This is a genomic window from Nesterenkonia suensis (assembly GCF_054782935.1).
The window spans coordinates 167,752-185,959 of sequence record NZ_BAAGRN010000001.1; the positions used below are offsets into that span (position 1 = coordinate 167,752).

Below are 18,208 nucleotides of genomic sequence, written 5' to 3' on the forward strand. Positions count from 1 at the left end.
GGCCACTCGATGCAGGGGTGTGAGGCTCAGACCTCTGAGCCGAAGCGGCTGGGGATCACCGCGCTCCACGCCTCGCGCAACTCGTCGAGCCCCAGGGTGAAGGAGCCGCCGTCGAACGGCCCGGTCACCTCGAGGGTGCCGGCCTGGGCGTCGACCACCCCGATCCGCAGGGCGGCGAATCCACGGGCCGTCGTCATGTCCGTGAACCGCACCTCCTCGGAGCGGGGCAGGGCGACTACGGCGCGGGCCTGGGACTCGCTGAACAGCGCGGTGAAGGCGTCCACACCGTCGCGCTCGCAGATTCCGTCCAGCGCCACCCGGGAGCCGACGCCGAAACGCAGGCTCATCTCCGCCAGTCCGGCTGCCAGGCCGCCCTCGGAGAGGTCGTGGGCGGCGTCGATCATGCCGTCCCGGGAGGCGTTGATGAGGATCTCGGCCAGCGTCTTCTCCGCGGCCAGGTCCACCCGCGGGGGCACGCCGCCCAGGTGGCCGCGCAGCCGGGCGAACTCCGAGCCGTCGAGCTCGTCGCGGGTCACGCCCAGCAGGTAGATCGCCTGGCCGTCGGCCCAGCGCTGGACGCCCGAGGGGGTGCGGCGGGCGACGTCGTCGAAGCGGCCCAGCACGCCCACCACCGGGGTCGGGTGGATGGCCCGACCCGCTGTCTGGTTGTACAGGGAGACATTGCCGCCGGTGACCGGGATGCCCAGCTCCTGGCAGCCGTCAGCCAGGCCGCGCACCGCCTCGGCGAACTGCCACATGATCTCCGGGTCCTCCGGGGACCCGAAGTTCAGACAGTCGGAGACGGCCTTCGGCACCGCACCCGAGGTGGCCACATTGCGGTAGGCCTCAGCCAGGGAGAGCTGTGCGCCGGTGTAGGGGTCCAGGTAGGCGTAGCGGGCGTTGCAGTCGGTGGAGAGCCCGACGCCGAGGCCGGTCGTCTCGTCCACACGGATCACACCGGCGTCGTCCGGCTGGGACAGCGCCGTGTTGCCGCCCACGAATCGGTCGTACTGGTCGGTGATCCAGGAGGTGTCGGCCATGTTCGGCGACGACATCAGCTCCCTCACCGCCTGCTCCAGCTGTTCGCCGGAGGCCGGCAGGTCCTGGCCTGCCGCGGAGGTGCGGAAGGTGTCGGCCTGCAGCTCGTCCTGCCAGGAGGGCCGCTGGTACGGGCGCTCGTAGACGGGGCCGTCGTGGGCCACGGTGCGTGGGTCGACGTCGACGATGGTCTCGCCGTCCCACTCGATGATCAGCCGACCGGTGTCGGTGACCTCGCCCAGCCAGGAGTACTCCACGCCCCACTTGGCCATGACCTGCTCGAAGGCCTCGGCGTTGGCCGGGGTGACCACGGCCATCATGCGTTCCTGGGACTCGGACATCAGGATTTCGCCCGGGGTCAGGGACGGGTCGCGCAGCAGCACGTCGGTCAGCTCCACGTGCATGCCGCCCTCCCCGTTGGACGCCAGCTCGCTGGTGGCGCACGAGATCCCCGCCGCACCCAGGTCCTGGATCCCCTCCACCAGCTCCGCGTGGAACAGTTCCAGGCAGCACTCGATGAGCACCTTCTCCGAGAACGGGTCGCCCACCTGCACGGCGGGCCGCTTCGAGGGCTTGGTGTCGTCGAAGGACTCCGAGGCCAGCACGGAGGCGCCGCCGATCCCGTCGCCGCCGGTGCGCGCTCCGAACAGCACCACCTTGTTGCCTACGCCCGAGGCGTTGGCCAGGCGGATGTCCTCATGGCGCATCACGCCCACGGCCAGGGCGTTGACCAGCGGGTTCTGCTGGTACACGGAGTCGAAGACGACCTCGCCGCCGATGTTCGGCAGGCCCAGGGAGTTCCCATAGCCGCCGATGCCGGAGACCACGCCCGGCAGTACGCGCTTGGTGTCCGGGTGGTCGATGTCGCCGAAGCGCAGCGGGTCCATCACCGCCACCGGGCGGGCGCCCATGGAGATGATGTCCCGCACGATGCCGCCGATCCCGGTGGCCGCACCCTGGTAGGGCTCCACATAGGAGGGGTGGTTGTGCGACTCGATCTTGAAGGTCACGGCCCAGCCGTCGCCGAGGTTCGTCACCCCGGCGTTCTCGCCGATGCCGACCATCAGGTCCTTCGTCATCTCCTCGGTGACCTTGTCGCCGAACTGGCGCAGGTGGACCTTGGAGGACTTGTAGGAGCAGTGCTCGGACCACATGACGGAGTACATGGCCAGCTCCGCCGCCGTCGGGCGCCGCCCGAGGATCTCGCGGATGCGGGCGTACTCGTCCTCCTTCAGGCCCAGCTCGGCCCAGGGGAGGTCGGTCTCCGGGGTCGCGGCGGCATGCTCGACGGTGTCGATGTTGAATTCGCTCACTTAGTGTCTCCTGCAGCGTCGGATCCGGCCAGGGACGAGAGGACGGAGGTGAACACGGTCAGTCCGTCGGTGCCGTTGCGCATGCCGGTGGAGTCCTCGGAGCCGTAGCCCGCCTCCACCGCGTGCTCCGGGTGCGGCATCAGACCCACCACGTTTCCTCCAGGGTTGGTGACGCCGGCGATGTCATGGCGGGAGCCGTTGGGGTTGGAGCCCACGTAGCGGAACGCCACCAGACCTTCTCCCTCGAGCCGGGCGAGGGTCTCCTCGTCGGCCACGTACTGGCCGTCCTGGTTCTTCAACGGCACCGTGATCAGCTCGTCGTCGGTGAACTGGCTGGTCCACGCGGTGGAGGTGTTCTCCACGCGCAGCACCTGGTCGGCGCAGCGGAACTTCAGGTGGTCGTTCTTGATCATCGAACCGGGCAGCAGGTGAGCTTCGGTGAGGATCTGGAACCCGTTGCAGATGCCCAGCACCGGCAGCGGGTTGCCGGTGGTCGCCGTGGCCGCCTCGGTGAGGCGGCTCATCAGCGGGGCGAAGCGGGAGATCGCCCCGGCGCGCAGATAGTCACCATAGGAGAAGCCGCCCGGGATGATGACGGCGTCGACGTCGGCGAGCGTATCGTCAGCATGCCACAGCGGCACGGCAGTGCCGCCGGCCAGGCGGACCGCCCGGGCCGCGTCGCGGTCGTCCAGGGTGCCGGGGAAGGTGACGACGCCGACGCGCGCGCCGCCCAACGGGGCGCCGTCGGGCGAGGCGCCGGAGCCGCCGATCAGGGGAGTCTCCGTCATCAGGCGTCCTCCACCCGCACGTCGACGACGTCCTCGATGACCGGGTTGGAGAGCATCTCCTCGGCGGCCTTCCGGGCCTGGGCCAGGGCCTCGTCGGTGACCGTACCGTCCACGGTCAGTTCGAAGCGCTTCCCCTGGCGGACCGCGGAGAAGTTCTGGAAGCCGAGGTGGGGGAGGGCCGAGGCGATTGCCTTGCCCTGCGGGTCGAGGATCTCAGGTTTGGGCATGACCTCGACGACGATGCGCGGCATGGAGTCTCCTGTGCTTGTGTGCGGGTGGAACGTGCCCGCGGACCAGCACTGGGCCCTGCCGGGCGCAGCGGTCAGATGCCGTCTCACGCCTGTCCGCCCACCACCGGGTCGGCGGCGGACTTCCAGGCGCTCCGCGAGCTTGCCGGCCCAGTCTACCGGCTGTCCCGCGGCCGCGAGGTCGGGGCAGCGGTCACCCCTGGTGCGCGCCGATGCTGACATGCCGGAGCCGGAACGCAGGGGGCATACTGGCACCCATGGAATGGAGCGCCTACGTGAGTTTCCTGCTGATCGCCGCCCTGGTGATCATCACTCCGGGCTCGGACACCGCCGTCGTGCTGAAGAACGCCCTGATGAGCGGGCGCCGCGGTGGGGTGGCCACCGCCCTGGGCGTCACCACCGCCGTGGCGATCCAAGGTGTGCTGACCGCCGCCGGGCTGGGCGTGCTGATCTCCCAGTCCCAGCCGGTGCTGCAGACCCTCCGATGGATCGGAGTGGCCTACCTGGCGTGGCTGGCGCTGCAGGCGCTGCGCTCAGCCTGGGAGGGGAAGTACACCGCCATGCTGGCTGACAGCGGCGTCGCGGCGCGCGGCTACCGGCAGGGCTTCCTGACCAACATCACCAATCCTGCGGTGCTGATGTTCTACCTGGCGCTGTTCCCGCAGTTTATGACCCCGGAGATGCCGATCTGGGCATTGGGGCTGATGGCCAGCACCATGCCGGTGCTGGGTCTGATCCAGCTGGTGGTGCTGACCCTGCTGATCGACAGCGCCTCCCGGTGGGTGCAGCGGCGCCGGGTCCGCCGCGTGCTGGACTCGGTCACCGGTCTGGCGCTGGGCGGGCTGAGCCTGCGGGTGGCGCTGCAGTGACCTGAGCCGGGCGGCAGGCCTCGCTGCGTGCGCCGGCGGTGGCCGAGAGTGGTCGGAGCAGGTCATCGCCGAGCGAAGGAGCCGAGGATGTCGCAGCGGATCGCCGTTCTGGGCGCCGGGGGAGTCCTGGGGAGCCTGGTACGCGCCAGACTCGAAGACGCCGGTCAGCAGGTGGTGCCGATCAGTCGTGCTGACGGCGTCGACGTCCTGGACGCGGAGACCCTGGAGCACGCTCTGAACGGGGTGGACGCCGTCGTCGACTGCCTGAACCGGCCCTCGCTCGCCGCGGGGCCTGCGGTGCGGTTCTTCCGGGCGGCGGCGGAGAACGTGGTCGCGGCGCTCGGCGAAGACACCACCCGCCGAGGTGGCCTGCCGCGGATCGTGTGTGTGTCCATCGTGAACTGCTGGGAGCCCCGGGTGAACCGCTGGCTGGGCTACTACCAGGCCAAGTCCATCCAGGAGCAGATCTACCGAGCAGCGCCGTCATCGGCCCGCCGGGTCTCGATCGTGCGCACGACCCAGTGGTACGAACTGCTGCCAGAGTTCCTGACACAGATCCGCCTGGGGCCGATCGCTGTGGTGCCGGCCGTGGTCACGCGACCTCTGGCGGCCGCTGAGGCCGCCGATGCGGTGGCCGAGCAGGCGCTGAGCAGATCGCCGGAGCCCACCCTGGAGGTCTGCGGTCCAGAAGAGCTGGACATGGCTCGGGCGGCGGCCCGGTACAACCTGCGCGCTCAGCAGGTGGGCCGAGTCATGCGCCTGCCCGTGGGCCGGGCCTCGCTCGGCGACGGCAGCCTGATCCCGGCCGCACCCGACGTCGTCGCGAGGACGACGTTCGAGCAGTGGCTGGCGGAGCAGCCAGCAATCTGAGGCGTCGGCTGGGCGGATCCCGGGTCTCTATCCCAGTGCCCGGTGGGAACAAATCCCACCGCCGCGCCGTTCTTTCAAATCGGAAGTACTTTCCGACCTGATCCTTCTCGACCCCTCAGGAGCAGCAGATGACCGCTCAGCCGCTGACCCTCGGCATCCTCGGCGCCGGCCGTGTGGGCACCGCCGTCGCGCGCCAGGCCGTCCGTGCAGGCCACACGGTGAACATCGCCACCGGACGCCCGGCGGAGGACATCCGGCTGCTCACTGAGGTGATCGTTCCCGGTGCGCGGGCCGTGGGCAGGCATGAGCTGCGCGGAGCAGACCTGATCATAGTGGCGGTGCCGCTGCACAAGTACCGCAGCATCGACACCTCCGTGCTGCAGGACCACGTGGTCATCGACACGATGAACTACTGGGCGCCGGTGGACGGGCTGATGGAGGAGTTCGACGGCAGCCGCTCCACCTCCGAGGTCATCGCCGAGTTCCTCGGCGACGTGCGACTGGTCAAGACGCTGAACCATATCGGCTATGGCGACCTGGAGGTCGACTCCCACCCTGCGGGTGCGCCGAACCGCCGCGCCCTGGGAGTGGCCTCGGACGACGCCGAGGCCAAGGAGCTGGTGGCCGGGTTCATCGACACACTCGGGTATGACGCCGTCGACGCCGGTCCGCTGGCCGCGGGCCGGGCCTTCGAGAACGGCACCGAGATCTTCGCCGGGCGGCACACTGCCGAGCAGATGCGGGCCCTGCTGGCCCAGGAGTGCGAGCGGGTCTTCGCCGAGGCCTGAGTCGGCGGCCTGCCACAGGACGCCGTTCGGCCCCGGGACCCGCGTCCCGGGGCCGAACAGTATCGGGGGTCCCCTGGTCCGCCGTCAGGCGGTGCGCACTACCATCTTGCCGATGTTGGCGCCGTCCATCATGCCCAGGAACGCGTCCACCGCGTTCTCGATGCCGTCGACGACCGTCTCGTCGTAGGCGATCTCACCGGTGGGGAACCATTCGGCCATCCGCTCCTGGAATGCCGCGGCGTGGTGGAGGTGGCCGCCCAGAGTGAAGCCCTGCATGCGCAGGCCCCGGGTGATCAGGTTCGCCAGGTTGTCCGGCCCCGGGACAGGTCGCTCGGCGTTGTAGCTGGAGATCGCGCCGCACAGGGCCAGGCGGCCGCCGTCGTTCATCACGTCCAGGGCGGCCTGCAGATGGTCGCCGCCGACGTTGTCGAAGAAGACGTCCACCCCGTCGGGAGCGTGCCGGGGGAGCTGCTCGCGGACCGGCGCATTCTTGTAGTCGAACGCGGCGTGATAGCCGTACTTCTCCTGCAGCAGCGCCACCTTCTCGGCAGAGCCGGCCGAGCCGATGACGCGGGGGGCGCCCAGCAGGCGGGCGATCTGCCCGGCTGCGGACCCCACGGCACCGGCCGCGCCGGAGATGAACACCGTGTCCCCCTCGCGCAGCTCGGCGATGGCCGTCAGTCCCACATAGGCGGTCAGTCCGGTCATGCCGAGGATCCCCAGGTGGAGGGACAGCGGTGCCCCCGGGATCTCCGGCACCGGGCGGAAGGACGCGGCGACGTCCTGGGTGACGTCGCGCCAGCCCAGCTGGTGCAGCACGGCGGTGCCCACGGGCAGGGACTCCGCCCGCGAGGCCACGACGCGTCCGACGGCCCCGCCGGTCATGGTCTCGCCGAGGGCGAAGGGTGGGATGTAGCTCTTCATATCGTTCATCCGGCCGCGCATGTAGGGGTCCACGGAGATGAACTCATTGGCCACCCGCACCTCGCCATCGGCCAGCGGGGGCAGCTCGAGGTGGACCGTGCGGAAGTCCTCAGGGGTCGGCGTGCCGGAGGGGCGGCGGATCAGCTGGATCTGGGTGCTGGTGGCAGCGGGGGAGTCTGGCATCGGTGGTCCTTTCCGAAGGGGTAAACCTGATGCGCTTCAGCGCTGGGTGGCGGGGCGGTATTCCACCGCCGGGCTGAGACGTCCGGTTCACAGGGGGAGGTGAGGGGCCCACGGCGACGGGTCAAGATCGCGCGTCAGCCAGGGCATCCATATCGTCCAGAACCCTCAGGATCCGTCCCCGCAGCGCCTGGGACTCCTCGGCGAAACCCTTCTGCGCCCGAGCGTAGTCGGCCCGCCCCTGCGGGGTCTCGATCCGCACCGGTTCGTAGCCCCAGTCGGCCAGATCGTACGGCGAAGCGCGCATGTCCAGCTCGCGGATGCGCCACGCGAGGTCGAAGCAGTCCAACAGCAGGTCACTGCCGACCGCCGGGATGAGCTTGTACGCCCACTTGTAGAGGTCCATGTTCGCGTGCAGACACCCCGGCTGCTCCATCTGTACCTGACTCTCCCGCGTGGGGGTCAGCGCATTCATCGGCCGTGCTGAGGGCGTATAGAACCGGTAGGCGTCGAAGTGGGTGCAGCGGATGTTCAGCGACTCCACCACCTCATCGGTGCCGTCGGCGCCCAGCCGCAGGGGCACCTGATCATGGCGCTGCCCGTGGTGGACCGACCGGTAGACCATCGCCCACTCATGCAGGCCGAAGCAGCCCAGCTGCGCCGGACGTGCCGCCGTCGCACTCAGCAGGCGGCGGGCGAAGCCGATCATCGAGTCCCGCTCCTGGCGGAACCGCACGACGTCGACCGTCACCCCTGAGGAGGCGGTGCCGTCGTCGACCGTGGTGTAGAACTTCCACTCGGCCTGCTCGGAGGCGCCGGCGCCCTCCAGCACGACGCCGACTCCCGGATGCCAGCGGGCCAGCTGCCCGGGGGAGTGGGAGTAGTAGGTGAACAGGAAGTCCTCCACCGGATGCTTCTGCCCAGCGTGCCGGCGGGCCAGGAAGTCCCGGGTATAGGTCTCCACGCGCCGGTGATGCTCTTCCGTGCGAGCACGCCGGGCCTCGGCGGGCACGATCCGGTGCCCGGCCGGCAGGGGCGGGAAGACGATCTGGCCCTGTGAGGGGGCGGAAGTACGGGGAATGCTCATGGGCGCGTGCCAGAATACCGGGTCCGGCTGGGAGGCAGGGCTCGGTTGAGACGGCGGAGTCAGGGGAGCCGGTGGAGTCGGCGTAGACGCCGGAGTCGACCGGGACTGCGGGGTCGACGACGGCGCCGCAGCGTTCGGCAAACTTCCAGCTGCGGGCACCCAGCCGGGGAATTGCTGACGCCCGACTGAGTCCTCGGTTAGAATCATGCGCGTCACTCGCACCGTACGCGCAGGCGGCAGGAGCACCCTGTGGCGCTCCTGCCGCCTGAGTGTCCTCCTCCAGACCCGGAGCGTGCGGTGCCTCATCCGGATCCTCCCCGGTGCCTCCCTCCGGAGTCCTTGTGAGAGCCTCGTCGTAGAGTCATCCCATGAGCACTGAACCCCATCCTGGGGGCCCCGCGGAGACCGCGGCCTCTGGTCTGCTGCTGGTACGCCCCGCCGAGGGGGACCTCGCCGAGCTCCACGCCATCTGCTCCGACCCGCGGGTGTGGACGCACTTCCCCACCCTGCGCCACACGGAGGAATCCCAGACCGCGGAGCTGATCCGCCGGTGGCAGCTCAGCTGGCAGGACCACGGGCTGGGCCAATGGATCGTCCGCGACCCCGCCTCCGGGCAGATGTTCGGCCATGGCGGCTGCGCGGTCCGCGGCGAGTTTTGCTGGAACATGGGATATCGGCTCGCTGCGGAGGCCCACGGGCGAGGCCTCGCCACGGAGGTGGCGCGCGCCGGTGCCACGGCAGCCCGCGCGGCACGGCCGGAACTGCCCATCATCGCCTACCTGCTGGAGCACAATCGCGCCTCCGCCCGTGTGGCGGAGAAGGCCGGGCTGATGCTGCGGCATCGCGGTCCCGACGCCGGCAACCCTGATCCGGATGCCGTGCGGCTCATCTACTCCGACCGGGAGCTCAGCGCAGTGCAGGTGGTGCGAGCTCTGGAATGACGCCGGTGCCACGGCTCCAGCCCCACGACGACGATGGCTCCGGCGTGCGGGCCCTGATCGGCGCTGTCAGCGCCTCAGAAGGGCCCGCACACCGGAGCCATCGCTCACGGATCCGGGTCGGTCAGTCTCAGCGGCCGGTGCCGGCGTAGACCGTGGCCTCCTCCTCGGAGTCGAGGCCGAAGGCGGTGTGGATCGCGCGAACGGCCTTCTCCAGGTCCGCCGCGGCGGTGATGACCGAGACGCGGATCTCCGAGGTGGAGATCAGCCCGATGTTGATGTCGGCCTCGCGCAGGGCGGTGAAGAACCGGGCGGAGACGCCGGGGTGGTGGCGCATGCCGCCGCCGATCAGCGAGACCTTGCCGACCTGCTCGTCATAGGCCAGCGACTCGAAGCCGATCCCCTCCTGGTGGGCCTGCAGGATCTCCGTGGACTTCGGGCCGTCGGCGGCCGGCAGGGTGAAGGAGATGTTCGTCGTCTTCGTCTCGTCCGAGACGTTCTGCACGATCATGTCGATGTTCGTGCCGGCCTCGGCGATCAGGTTGAAGATCTCAGCGGCCTTCCCGGGGACGTCGGGGACCCCGGTGATGGTCAGCTTGGCCTCTGAACTGTCGTGGGCGACACCGGAGATGATGGGCTGTTCCAAGGGTTCACCTTCCTGGATGGTGATGACGTCTGACGGGTCGGGGATGACCCAGGTTCCTTCGAGCTGGCTGAACGAGGAGCGCACGTGGAGCTTCACGCCGAAGCGCCGCGCGTACTCCACCGACCGCAGGTTCAGCACCTTGGAGCCGGCGGCGGCCATCTCCAGCATGTCCTCGCTGGAGATCTCGTCGATCTTGCGGGCGCTCTTGACCACACGCGGGTCGGCGGTGAAGACGCCGTCGACGTCGGTGTAGATCTCGCAGGCGTCGGCGTGCAGCGCGGCGGCCAGGGCGACGGCTGTCGTGTCCGAGCCGCCGCGGCCCATCGTGGTGATGTCCTTCGACTCGCGGCTCATCCCCTGGAAGCCTGCGACGATGCCGACGTGGCCGGCGTCGAGCGACTCCTGCACGCGCTGCGGGCTGACCTCGATGATGCGGGCCTTGCCGTGGATCGCGTCGGTGATCATGCCGGCCTGGGAGCCGGTGAAGGACTGGGCCGATTCGCCCAGCTGATGGATCGCCATGGCCAGCAGGGCCATGGACATGCGCTCGCCGGAGGACAACAGGATGTCCATCTCTCGCGAGGGCGGGGCCTCGGTGATGTCGGCCGCCAGGTCGAGCAGCTCGTCGGTGGTGTCACCCATCGCGGAGACCACGACGACGACCTGGTGGCCGGCGCGCTTGGTCTCCACCACTCTCCGGGCGACCCGTTTGATGCTCTCCGCATCGGCAACGGACGACCCGCCGTATTTCTGGACGATCAAGCTCATGGGGTTGGTGTCTCACTCCCGTGGAGGGTTCCTTCGCGGACTTCGGACAATTCTATGAGCGTGCTCCGCGACTGGGCACGGCTCGGTGCCCGGTCTCACACTGTGGATGCTCGGGCCGTCGGGATCCGTGGGGACCCGCAGGGTCGGCATCCGGCAGCGCATGTTTCGGGCGCGAGGCCCGGGGCGAGGCCGGACAGACGTTCCTTCTCTCAGTTGTCCCGCAGCACGGCCCCCAGGAAGGCCTGGGTGCGCTCGTGATCGGGGTCGGTGAAGATCTTCTCCGGAGGCCCGGACTCCACCACATGGCCGCCGTCGAACATCATCACCTTGTGCGAGACGTCGCGGGCGAAGCCCATCTCATGGGTGACGATCAGCATCGTCACGTGGGTGGTCTCCGCCACACGGCGCAGGATGTTCAGCACCTCGCCGACGACCTCCGGGTCCAGGGCCGAGGTGACCTCGTCGAGCAGCAGGATCTCCGGATCCATGGCCAGGGCCCGGGCGATCGCCACCCGCTGCTGCTGTCCGCCGGAGAGCGAGGTCGGATGGGCGTCGGCCTTGTCGGACAGGCCCACCTGCTCCAGCAGATCGTGGGCCTTGGCGATCGCCTCCGCCTTGGGGCGGCCCAGCACATGGATCGGGGCCTCGATGATGTTCTCCAGCACCGTCATGTTCGGGAACAGGTTGAACTGCTGGAAGACCATGCCGATCCGGGTCCGCAGCTGCTTCTGCCGCTTCTTCGACACCGGCACCCTGCGGCCCCCACGCTCCTCGTGGGTCAGCGGCTCCCCATCGATGAAGATGTAGCCGCCGGTGAGCTCCTCCAGAGTCATCACCAGCCGCAGGATCGTCGTCTTGCCGGACCCGGAGGGGCCGATCAGTGTGACACGTTCACCCCGCTCGACGGTGAAGTTCAGGTCCTTGAGCACGACGTTGGAGCCGAAGCTCTTCTCCACGTCGCAGAACTCGATGACCGGGACGTCCGAGGACGACGTCGCCACCGCACCGGCAGGTGAGGGGTCAGTGGGCGTAGGCAAGACGCTTCTCCAATCGACTGATCAGAAGGGCAGTGGGGTAGCTGGCGGCCAGGAAGATCAGCCCGGCCAGCACGAAGACTTCGGTGTAGCGGAAGGTGGGGGCGCCGATCTGACCGGCGACGGTGACCATCTCGGCCACCGAGATGACGATCAGGAACGGGGTGTCCTTGAACATCGAGATCGCATAGTTGCCCAGTGAGGGCACGGTGGAGCGCAGCGCCTGGGGGATGACCACGCGCCGCCAGGTGCGCGCTGCAGACATCGACAGCGCCGTGGTCGCCTCCCACTGGCCCTTGGGCACTGACTCGATGCCGGCCCGGTACACCTCGGACATGTAGGTGGCGTAGTGGACGCCGAAGACGATGATGCCGATGGTCAGCCCGTCCAGCCACATGAACGTCCAGAACATGAAGATCAGCTGCACCACGATCGGCGTCATGCGGATGAAGTTCGCGGTCCACTTCACCAGCCAGGCCAGCGGGCGGGGCAGCACGCGCATCAGGATGGCGATGATCAGCCCCAACACGGCGGCGATGAGCGTACCGACCACAGTGACCACCAGGGTGACCTGGAGGAAGGCCATGAGCATCTCGGGCAACGCATTGAATGCGAACTCCCAGTCCCACAGCGGACTCTCCCGGACTTCGTCCTCATCGACCCGGGTGGGGTCGTCGATCTCGGCGGCGCGCAGGACGTTCTGGATCATCGGGCACCTCCCGAGGTCGGTCGCTGGGACGGCAGGTCATCGTCGGACTCACTGGCTGTCGAGGATGTCGAGGCTGTTGAGGCTGTTGAGGCGGTCGACGTCGAGCCGCGGGGGGCGAGGGCATCTGCCGGGGTGGCCTTCGGAGCAGGGGAGAGGATCTCCTTCAGCGAGGGTCCACGTCCGAGCTTGTGCTTGGCCCGAGCCTCGAGCGCCTGCATGAACACAGTGAGGATCAGCGCCAGGATGAAGTAGACCACCAGGCCGATGAAGGCATGGGAGAACCAGATGTCAGTGGGACGCCGCAGGTTGTTCAGCTCGGCGGTGAAGTCGTTGACGAAGGGGATGATGTAGGCGATGGCGCTGCCCTTGAGCAGGTGGATCCACAGGTTGGCCAGCGACGGCAGCATCAGCGCCCAGGCCTGCGGGAAGATGATCCGCCGCATCTTGTGCGGCCAGGACATGGACAGCGCCGTCGTCGCCTCCCACTGGCCCGTGGGCACGGTGGTCATCGAGGCGCGGACGGCCTCAGCCCCGTAGGCGCCGTAGTTGATCCCCAGCGCCAGGACCCCGAGCAGGAAGGTGTTTCTGATCAGCTCCTCGAAAGGCAGGTCCGGGTTGCGCATCCAGATCTGGGGGAGCACGTACAGCAGCAGGAACAGCAGCACGACCAGCGAGATGCCGCGGAAGAACTCGATGAGCACTCGCGCCGGAGCACGCAGCCACAGGCTGGGGCTGCCCGCCATCAGCCCCAGGGCCACAGCGATGACGAATGCCAGCAGTCCCCCATAGAGGGCGAGCTGCACAGTGGTCCACAGTCCCGCCAGGAGTCGGTCGGACCAGGCGACCACGACCTCGAAATAGCCGGCCCAATCTTCCAGGAAGTTCATCGGCCCCTCTCAATTCGATGCAGTGGCAGACGCTGCGGCCGGTCCCTGCTGGAACCGGCCGCAGCGTGCAGCGGACTGAGAGGCTCAGTCCTCGAGGTACTGCTCGGTCAGCTCAGCGGGGTCCTCCTCGCAGAGCTCCTGCGCCGTCAGCTCGCTGGGCGGCATCTCGTCCTCGGTGAAGCCGAACTCGCTGACGAGGTCCAGGTACTCGCCGGACTCCTTCAGGTCGGTGAGGTGCTCGTTGAACTCCTCCAGCAGGTCCGTGTCGTCCGGGCGGAAGGTGTGGCCACCGACCGAGAGCTCATGGGCGAAGGAGTCGGTGACCTGGACGCCGTCGACGTCGCCGGCCATGGCCTCGAGCGAGATCGCCGTCAGGGCGAAGACGTCGGCACGGCCGCCCTGGACGTAGTCGATGCCGTCATCGGCGCTGTCCACAGTGTTGTGGTCGACGCCGACCTCGTCCATGTAGCCCGACTCGACGGCGCCGCTGAGGGCGACGACATCGAGGTCGGCGTCAGCCAGGTCTTCGAAGTCGTGGACGTCGTGCGGGTTGCCCTCTTCGACCAGCAGGGCGGTGGTGTAGACGAGTTCAGGCTCGCCGAAGGCGGCCTCGGCGCAGCGCTCGCCGGTGATCGACATTCCGGCGGAGACCACGTCCCAGTGGCCGGCGTTGAGGCCCGGGATGAGGTTGCCCCAGTCGGGCTCCTCAGCGATGTCGATGTCGTAGCCCATGCGCTCGCCGAAGATCTCCTCGGCCACCGCGATGGTGGCACCGGTCGGCTCACCGCTGTCCTCATCGATCCACGAGTAGGGCTCCTCGCCGAACAGTGCGATGGTCAGCGTCTCCCCGGCGGCCTCGCCGTTGCCGTTCTCCTCGGCGGTGGTGTCGTCGTCGCCGTTGCCGCAGGCGGTCAGGGCGAGCAGTGCCGCGGCGCTGAAGGCTCCGGCCTTCACTGCCATGGACGTCTTGGCTGCCATGCTGTCTACCTCATCCTCTGGTGTACGTCATCGATGCGAGCGAGTGCGCAGTGCGCACTCGCTCTCACGCTAGTGACATCTAAAGGATTTGGAAACTGCTTTCCCCCCGAGATGATTACTCGGACGCCCGGGGTGGCGGGTGGAGAATGCTCCATGGAAAAGAATCACGATATGGCGTCGGAGTGGACGGACTCGCGCGACGGCGGGCGTCCGGGTGAGTGCCTATGGGCCAGGGAAAGGAGGTGTGATGTCTTCGATGGAATCGAGCATCACGCTTGGATAACGTTCTGGCGCGGGACCCTGGGGGACGGTGTGGCGCCCAGGTCAGGAGAGGGTGCGGCGTCCTTCGAAGGCTCGTCCCAGGGTGACGTCGTCGGCGTACTCGAGGTCCCCGCCCACCGGGAGACCGGAAGCCAGCCGGGTCAGCCGGATGCCGATGGAGCCGAGCATGCGCAGCAGGTAGGTGGCGGTGGCCTCGCCTTCGAGGTTCGGGTCGGTGGCGATGATGACCTCGTCGATCGCGTCATCGGAGAGTCGGCTGAGCAGCTCCCGGACATGGAGCTGTTCCGGGCCGACGCCGGCGATCGGATTGATCGAGCCTCCGAGCACGTGATACAAGCCACGGAAGGAGCGGGTCCGCTCGATGGCCATGACGTCCTTGGACTCCTCCACCACGCAGATGACGGAGCGGTCTCGACGCTCGTCCTGACAGATTCGGCAGGTCTCCTGCTCGGAGACGTTGAAGCAGATCTGACAGAACTTGACCTTCTCCTTGACGGAGACGATGGCCTCTGCCAGGCGTCGCATGTCCTCGGTGTCGGCCTCCAAGATGTGGAAGGCCACACGCTGGGCGGACTTCGGCCCGATGCCGGGAAGTCGACCCAGCTCGTCGATCAGGTCTTGGACTGCACCCTCATACACAGTGGGGACGCGCCTTTCTCAACGGGGACGGTGTGGACGGAGAGTTCGCGGCGCCACATGCTGGTCCCCGTGGTGCGTGTGCGCCGGGTGACCGCCAGTCTACTGGGGCCCCGAGCCCATGCGGCGCTCCTCGATCAGTGTTCCGCCGAGTATCCGTTCGATGGCCTTTCGGCCGAAGACCGAGGACTCCTCGACGGTGATGTCGTCATCGCTGGGGATGTCCTCGACCTCGGAGGTCTCCGTGCGGTCGTCGGCATCCCCAGGGCCCTGGTGCGGCGTCGCGGGAGGGGGCCCCTGGTCATCGAGGGGGTCCGGGGGCGGCGGCGCATCGTTCCATCCCGGCGGCTCGGCCCCGGAGCTCCGCTGGGAGATGCGCTGCTTGATGGCCGCGATCCTGCCGGAGGCCCCGGTGCGGCTGCCACCGCCGACGTCAGGGGGGCTCGCCGCCGTCGGCTCTCCCCGGGTCTGCGGCTGGGACGCAGACGGTGTCGGGCGGGCGGAGGGTCGGGCGAAGACCGGCACCGGCGGCTTCTCCGTCGAGAGCTGGTAGGAGTCGGGCCCTGGGGCCGGTCCCCCCTGGTGGTCTTGGCGAGGGGCCGGGACCTGGGGTGGGGCCTGGTCCTGGGGTGCAGGGCCTTCGAGGCTGGGGGTGCGCGCGGTGGTGGGACCGAAGGTGGGATCGGTCAGCTCGGCCGGATCGCGGGGGACATCCGCCTCGGAGGGCGAGTCGGCCGACAGGGCAGAGCCTGCCGGGTCGCCGCTGGGGTCACCGTTCCAGGCGGGATGCGGCGACGGCGGCGGCTGAGGAGATTCGGGTTCGGCGTCGTAGGGTTCGGGTGCCTCTTCGGCCAACCAGGCCGGTGCCGACTGGTCGTCCTCCGGGCCCACAGAGTTCGCGGGGGCAGACACAGGTGTCGATGATGCCGCCGTCTGGGCGGGTGCCGGCGCCGACGCGGCGGAAGCAGGTGGTGCGGCCGGGTCGGTGGGGGTGGCGGGAGCATAGGAGCTCCACGTGCCGGGCCGGGGTGGGTGCGCGGAACGGCCGTTGTGCGGCGGGGCACTGTCGAGTGGGGTCTCCGCAGGTGCTTCCGCAGGGCCCTCGGCTGGGGGCTGGACAGGGGGCTGCGCAGGTCGGTCGGCGGCAGGTGCCGGCGTGGGCCGGCTAGGGCCTTTTGGGCCCTGACCAGCTGCCGGCGGAGCACCTCCAGTGATCAGGTCGAAACTGACCTGCATGCCGAGGACCTGGTGGATGGCCGCGTTCAGCGCCTGGTCACCGCGCCGGTTGGAGAACGTGGCCCGGGCACCGTCATTGGTGAACGCCAGGGTGACGGTCTTTCCGTCGAAGCCGGCCACGGTCGCGTTGTCCTTGACCAGCATCCACAGCAGCCGTGACTGGGAGGCCAAGGACTGCACGATCTCCGGCCAGGCGCGCCGCAGCATCTCCACGCGCGTGCTGTCCGCGGCGCCGCCGGACTGCGGCGGCGGAGCCTCAGACGGCGTGGAGTCGGGCTGTGTGGAGTCGGGCTGTGCCGACGGGGCCGGCTGTGCGGAGGGGGACTCCTGCCCCGGCGCTGCCGCCTGCGTCGGCGGCACCGCCTCCGTGGGCGCGTCGGCGTCGTCCTCCTGCCTGCCTGCCTGACTGGGCGTGGGGGCATCCGCCGTGCCGACCGTGCCGGCCGTGCCGGCCGCATGGGCGGCCTCAGTGCGGGCTGGGGACTCCTCCAGGGGCGAGGGTTCAGCCCCGGGGCGTGGCACTCCGGGGGTGGCCCATCCGTCATCGGCCGGCGACGCGGTGTCCTGCGCCGGTGAAGAGCGCGGAGCCGGGGACGGCTCAGGACTCGGCGCCGGTCCCGATCCTGTCGTCTGTTGCGGCGTCTCCGCGGCGACAGGGGCCCCGGGGGTCGGATCGGAGGACGCGGCGCCAGCCGGTACGGTCTCGGTCGGTGAGGGTTCAGCTGGTGTGGCCTGCGGGCTGGGTGCGGCCGGTGCGCCGGAGGTGTCCGGCGCGCTCGGCGTGGTCCCGGCTCCGGCCACGAAGTCCACGCGCCGTTCCAGGCGCTCGAGCCGGGCCGCCAGACTGGAGGTGCCCTGATCTGCATGGGGCAGCAGCAGCCGCGCCATCAGCAGCTCCAGGTGCAGCCTCGGCGAGGTCGCGCCGACCATGTCCGTCAGTGCGTGGGCGGTGATGTCCGCGGCACGGGAGAGCTCGGCGGATCCCACCTTGGCCGCCTGATCCTGCATTCGTCGGATCTGATCGGCGGGGACGCCGCGGAGGATCGACCCGGGAGAGTCCGGCACCGACTTCACGATGATCAGGTCACGCAGCCGCTCCAGCAGGTCTTCCACGAATCGACGTGGATCCTGCCCCGACTGCACCACCCGGTCGACCACGCTGAAGGCGGTGGACCCGTCCAACGCGGCGACAGAGTCCACCACGTCGTCCAGCAGCGTGGCGTGGGTGAAGCCCAGCAGTGCCACCGCCCGGTCATAGTCCAGGCCGCTGTCGGTGGATCCGGCGATCAGCTGATCCAACACGGAGAGCGTGTCCCGGACGGAGCCGCCGCCGGCGCGGATCACCAGCGGCAGCACCCCGTGCGCCACCGGGACCTGCTCCTGGTCGCAGAGCTTCTGCAGGTACTGCAGCAGCGGCTCCGGCGGCACCAGCCGGAACGGGTAGTGGTGTGTGCGTGAGCGGATGGTGCCGATGACCTTGTCCGGCTCGGTCGTGGCGAAGATGAACTTGATGTGCTCGGGCGGCTCCTCGACGATCTTCAGCAGGGCGTTGAAGCCGGCCGCGGTGACCATATGGGCCTCATCGATGATGAAGATCTTGTAGCGGTCCCGCACCGGAGCGAAGGTGGCGCGCTCGCGCAGATCGCGGGCGTCGTCGACTCCGCCGTGGGAGGCGGCGTCGATCTCGATGACGTCCAGGGAACCGGACCCTCCGGTGGCCAGGTCGCGGCAGGACTCACAGTGTCCGCAGGGTTCGCCGGTGGGGCCCTCGGCGCAGTTGAGGCAGCGCGCGAGGATCCGCGCGGAGGTGGTCTTCCCGCAGCCGCGCGGGCCTGAGAAGAGGTAGGCGTGCGAGACGGAGTCCTTGCCCAATGCCGTGACCAGGGGTGCGGTCACGTGCTCCTGACCGATCACGTCGGCGAACGTGTCGGGGCGGTACCGGCGATACAGGGCTGTGCTCACAGTGAAGAACCTTACCGTCTGGGTGGA

The 18,208-nt window shown here is 69.1% G+C and carries 16 protein-coding genes; 4 read left to right on the forward strand and 12 right to left on the reverse strand.

The genetic code is table 11. The features are described 5' to 3' along the window. Positions 1-26: 26 nt before the first annotated feature. Genes purL through purS form a run of 3 tightly spaced genes read right to left on the reverse strand, consistent with a single transcriptional unit; the run spans position 27 to position 3,390 of the window. Positions 27-2,351, reverse strand: a complete 2,325-nt coding sequence (gene purL, locus ACYVKI_RS00730) for a phosphoribosylformylglycinamidine synthase subunit PurL (RefSeq protein WP_460688435.1) — start codon at positions 2,349-2,351, stop codon at positions 27-29. Further along, positions 2,348-3,139: a phosphoribosylformylglycinamidine synthase subunit PurQ gene (gene purQ / locus ACYVKI_RS00735; RefSeq protein ID WP_460688436.1), complete on the reverse strand. Its 792-nt coding sequence runs from the start codon at positions 3,137-3,139 to the stop codon at positions 2,348-2,350. The genes purL and purQ overlap by 4 nt, the downstream gene beginning before the upstream one ends. Further along, complete coding sequence (gene purS / locus ACYVKI_RS00740) at positions 3,139-3,390, reverse strand: phosphoribosylformylglycinamidine synthase subunit PurS (protein WP_460688437.1); 252 nt, start codon at positions 3,388-3,390, stop codon at positions 3,139-3,141. The genes purQ and purS overlap by 1 nt, the downstream gene beginning before the upstream one ends. A gap of 254 nt (positions 3,391-3,644) precedes the next feature. Here purS and ACYVKI_RS00745 point away from each other — a divergent pair, with 254 nt between their 5' ends. From ACYVKI_RS00745 to ACYVKI_RS00755, 3 genes are all read left to right on the forward strand, one after another. Then, entirely contained in the window at positions 3,645-4,256 is a 612-nt protein-coding gene (locus ACYVKI_RS00745) for a LysE family translocator (RefSeq protein ID WP_460688438.1), read from the forward strand. 87 nt (positions 4,257-4,343) lie between these two features. Further along, positions 4,344-5,126, forward strand: a complete 783-nt coding sequence (locus tag ACYVKI_RS00750) for an SDR family oxidoreductase (protein WP_460688439.1) — start codon at positions 4,344-4,346, stop codon at positions 5,124-5,126. 128 nt (positions 5,127-5,254) lie between these two features. Beyond that, positions 5,255-5,914: an NADPH-dependent F420 reductase gene (locus ACYVKI_RS00755; protein ID WP_460688440.1), complete on the forward strand. Its 660-nt coding sequence runs from the start codon at positions 5,255-5,257 to the stop codon at positions 5,912-5,914. 84 nt (positions 5,915-5,998) lie between these two features. Here the strand turns inward: ACYVKI_RS00755 and ACYVKI_RS00760 are convergent, their stop codons facing one another. Continuing rightward, complete coding sequence (locus ACYVKI_RS00760) at positions 5,999-7,021, reverse strand: NADP-dependent oxidoreductase (RefSeq protein ID WP_460688441.1); 1,023 nt, start codon at positions 7,019-7,021, stop codon at positions 5,999-6,001. 121 nt (positions 7,022-7,142) lie between these two features. Further along, positions 7,143-8,105, reverse strand: a complete 963-nt coding sequence (locus ACYVKI_RS00765) for a 3-methyladenine DNA glycosylase (protein WP_460688442.1) — start codon at positions 8,103-8,105, stop codon at positions 7,143-7,145. 368 nt (positions 8,106-8,473) lie between these two features. On the opposite strand from ACYVKI_RS00765, the gene ACYVKI_RS00770 reads away from it, so the two are divergent. Further along, complete coding sequence (locus tag ACYVKI_RS00770) at positions 8,474-9,046, forward strand: GNAT family N-acetyltransferase (protein WP_460688443.1); 573 nt, start codon at positions 8,474-8,476, stop codon at positions 9,044-9,046. Positions 9,047-9,173: 127 nt separating this feature from the next. Here the strand turns inward: ACYVKI_RS00770 and ACYVKI_RS00775 are convergent, their stop codons facing one another. The 7 genes from ACYVKI_RS00775 to ACYVKI_RS00805 form a co-directional block, all read right to left on the reverse strand. Next, positions 9,174-10,457 (reverse strand): aspartate kinase, encoded by a 1,284-nt coding sequence (locus ACYVKI_RS00775; RefSeq protein WP_460688444.1) that lies wholly within the window; start codon positions 10,455-10,457, stop codon positions 9,174-9,176. Positions 10,458-10,666: 209 nt separating this feature from the next. Then, entirely contained in the window at positions 10,667-11,494 is an 828-nt protein-coding gene (gene ehuA, locus ACYVKI_RS00780; protein WP_460688445.1) for an ectoine/hydroxyectoine ABC transporter ATP-binding protein EhuA, read from the reverse strand. Further along, positions 11,478-12,200, reverse strand: coding sequence for an ectoine/hydroxyectoine ABC transporter permease subunit EhuD (ehuD, locus tag ACYVKI_RS00785; protein ID WP_460688446.1), 723 nt, complete (start codon positions 12,198-12,200; stop codon positions 11,478-11,480). Before ehuD ends, ehuA begins: the two co-directional genes overlap by 17 nt. Further along, positions 12,197-13,087 (reverse strand): amino acid ABC transporter permease, encoded by an 891-nt coding sequence (locus ACYVKI_RS00790; RefSeq protein ID WP_460688447.1) that lies wholly within the window; start codon positions 13,085-13,087, stop codon positions 12,197-12,199. Before ACYVKI_RS00790 ends, ehuD begins: the two co-directional genes overlap by 4 nt. An 84-nt stretch (positions 13,088-13,171) precedes the next feature. Continuing rightward, on the reverse strand, positions 13,172-14,065 hold the full coding sequence (locus tag ACYVKI_RS00795) for a transporter substrate-binding domain-containing protein (RefSeq protein ID WP_460688448.1): 894 nt from the start codon (positions 14,063-14,065) through the stop codon (positions 13,172-13,174). Between the two features lie 324 nt (positions 14,066-14,389). Then, on the reverse strand, positions 14,390-14,986 hold the full coding sequence (recR, locus tag ACYVKI_RS00800) for a recombination mediator RecR (RefSeq protein ID WP_460688449.1): 597 nt from the start codon (positions 14,984-14,986) through the stop codon (positions 14,390-14,392). A 99-nt stretch (positions 14,987-15,085) separates the two neighbouring features. Beyond that, positions 15,086-18,181: a DNA polymerase III subunit gamma and tau gene (locus tag ACYVKI_RS00805; RefSeq protein ID WP_460688450.1), complete on the reverse strand. Its 3,096-nt coding sequence runs from the start codon at positions 18,179-18,181 to the stop codon at positions 15,086-15,088. Positions 18,182-18,208 lie beyond the last annotated feature (27 nt).

What these genes read in the sequence shown, in the direction of transcription:
- purQ (WP_460688436.1), bottom strand. Translation starts at nt 3,139, where the DNA reads ATGACGGAGACTCCCCTGATCGGCGGCTCCGGCGCCTCGCCCGACGGC.
- purS (WP_460688437.1), bottom strand. Translation starts at nt 3,390, where the DNA reads ATGCCGCGCATCGTCGTCGAGGTCATGCCCAAACCTGAGATCCTCGAC.
- ACYVKI_RS00745 (WP_460688438.1), top strand. Translation starts at nt 3,645, where the DNA reads ATGGAATGGAGCGCCTACGTGAGTTTCCTGCTGATCGCCGCCCTGGTG.
- ACYVKI_RS00750 (WP_460688439.1), top strand. Translation starts at nt 4,344, where the DNA reads ATGTCGCAGCGGATCGCCGTTCTGGGCGCCGGGGGAGTCCTGGGGAGC.
- ACYVKI_RS00755 (WP_460688440.1), top strand. Translation starts at nt 5,255, where the DNA reads ATGACCGCTCAGCCGCTGACCCTCGGCATCCTCGGCGCCGGCCGTGTG.
- ACYVKI_RS00760 (WP_460688441.1), bottom strand. Translation starts at nt 7,021, where the DNA reads ATGCCAGACTCCCCCGCTGCCACCAGCACCCAGATCCAGCTGATCCGC.
- ACYVKI_RS00765 (WP_460688442.1), bottom strand. Translation starts at nt 8,105, where the DNA reads ATGAGCATTCCCCGTACTTCCGCCCCCTCACAGGGCCAGATCGTCTTC.
- ACYVKI_RS00770 (WP_460688443.1), top strand. Translation starts at nt 8,474, where the DNA reads ATGAGCACTGAACCCCATCCTGGGGGCCCCGCGGAGACCGCGGCCTCT.
- ACYVKI_RS00775 (WP_460688444.1), bottom strand. Translation starts at nt 10,457, where the DNA reads ATGAGCTTGATCGTCCAGAAATACGGCGGGTCGTCCGTTGCCGATGCG.
- ehuD (WP_460688446.1), bottom strand. Translation starts at nt 12,200, where the DNA reads ATGATCCAGAACGTCCTGCGCGCCGCCGAGATCGACGACCCCACCCGG.
- ACYVKI_RS00790 (WP_460688447.1), bottom strand. Translation starts at nt 13,087, where the DNA reads ATGAACTTCCTGGAAGATTGGGCCGGCTATTTCGAGGTCGTGGTCGCC.
- ACYVKI_RS00795 (WP_460688448.1), bottom strand. Translation starts at nt 14,065, where the DNA reads ATGGCAGCCAAGACGTCCATGGCAGTGAAGGCCGGAGCCTTCAGCGCC.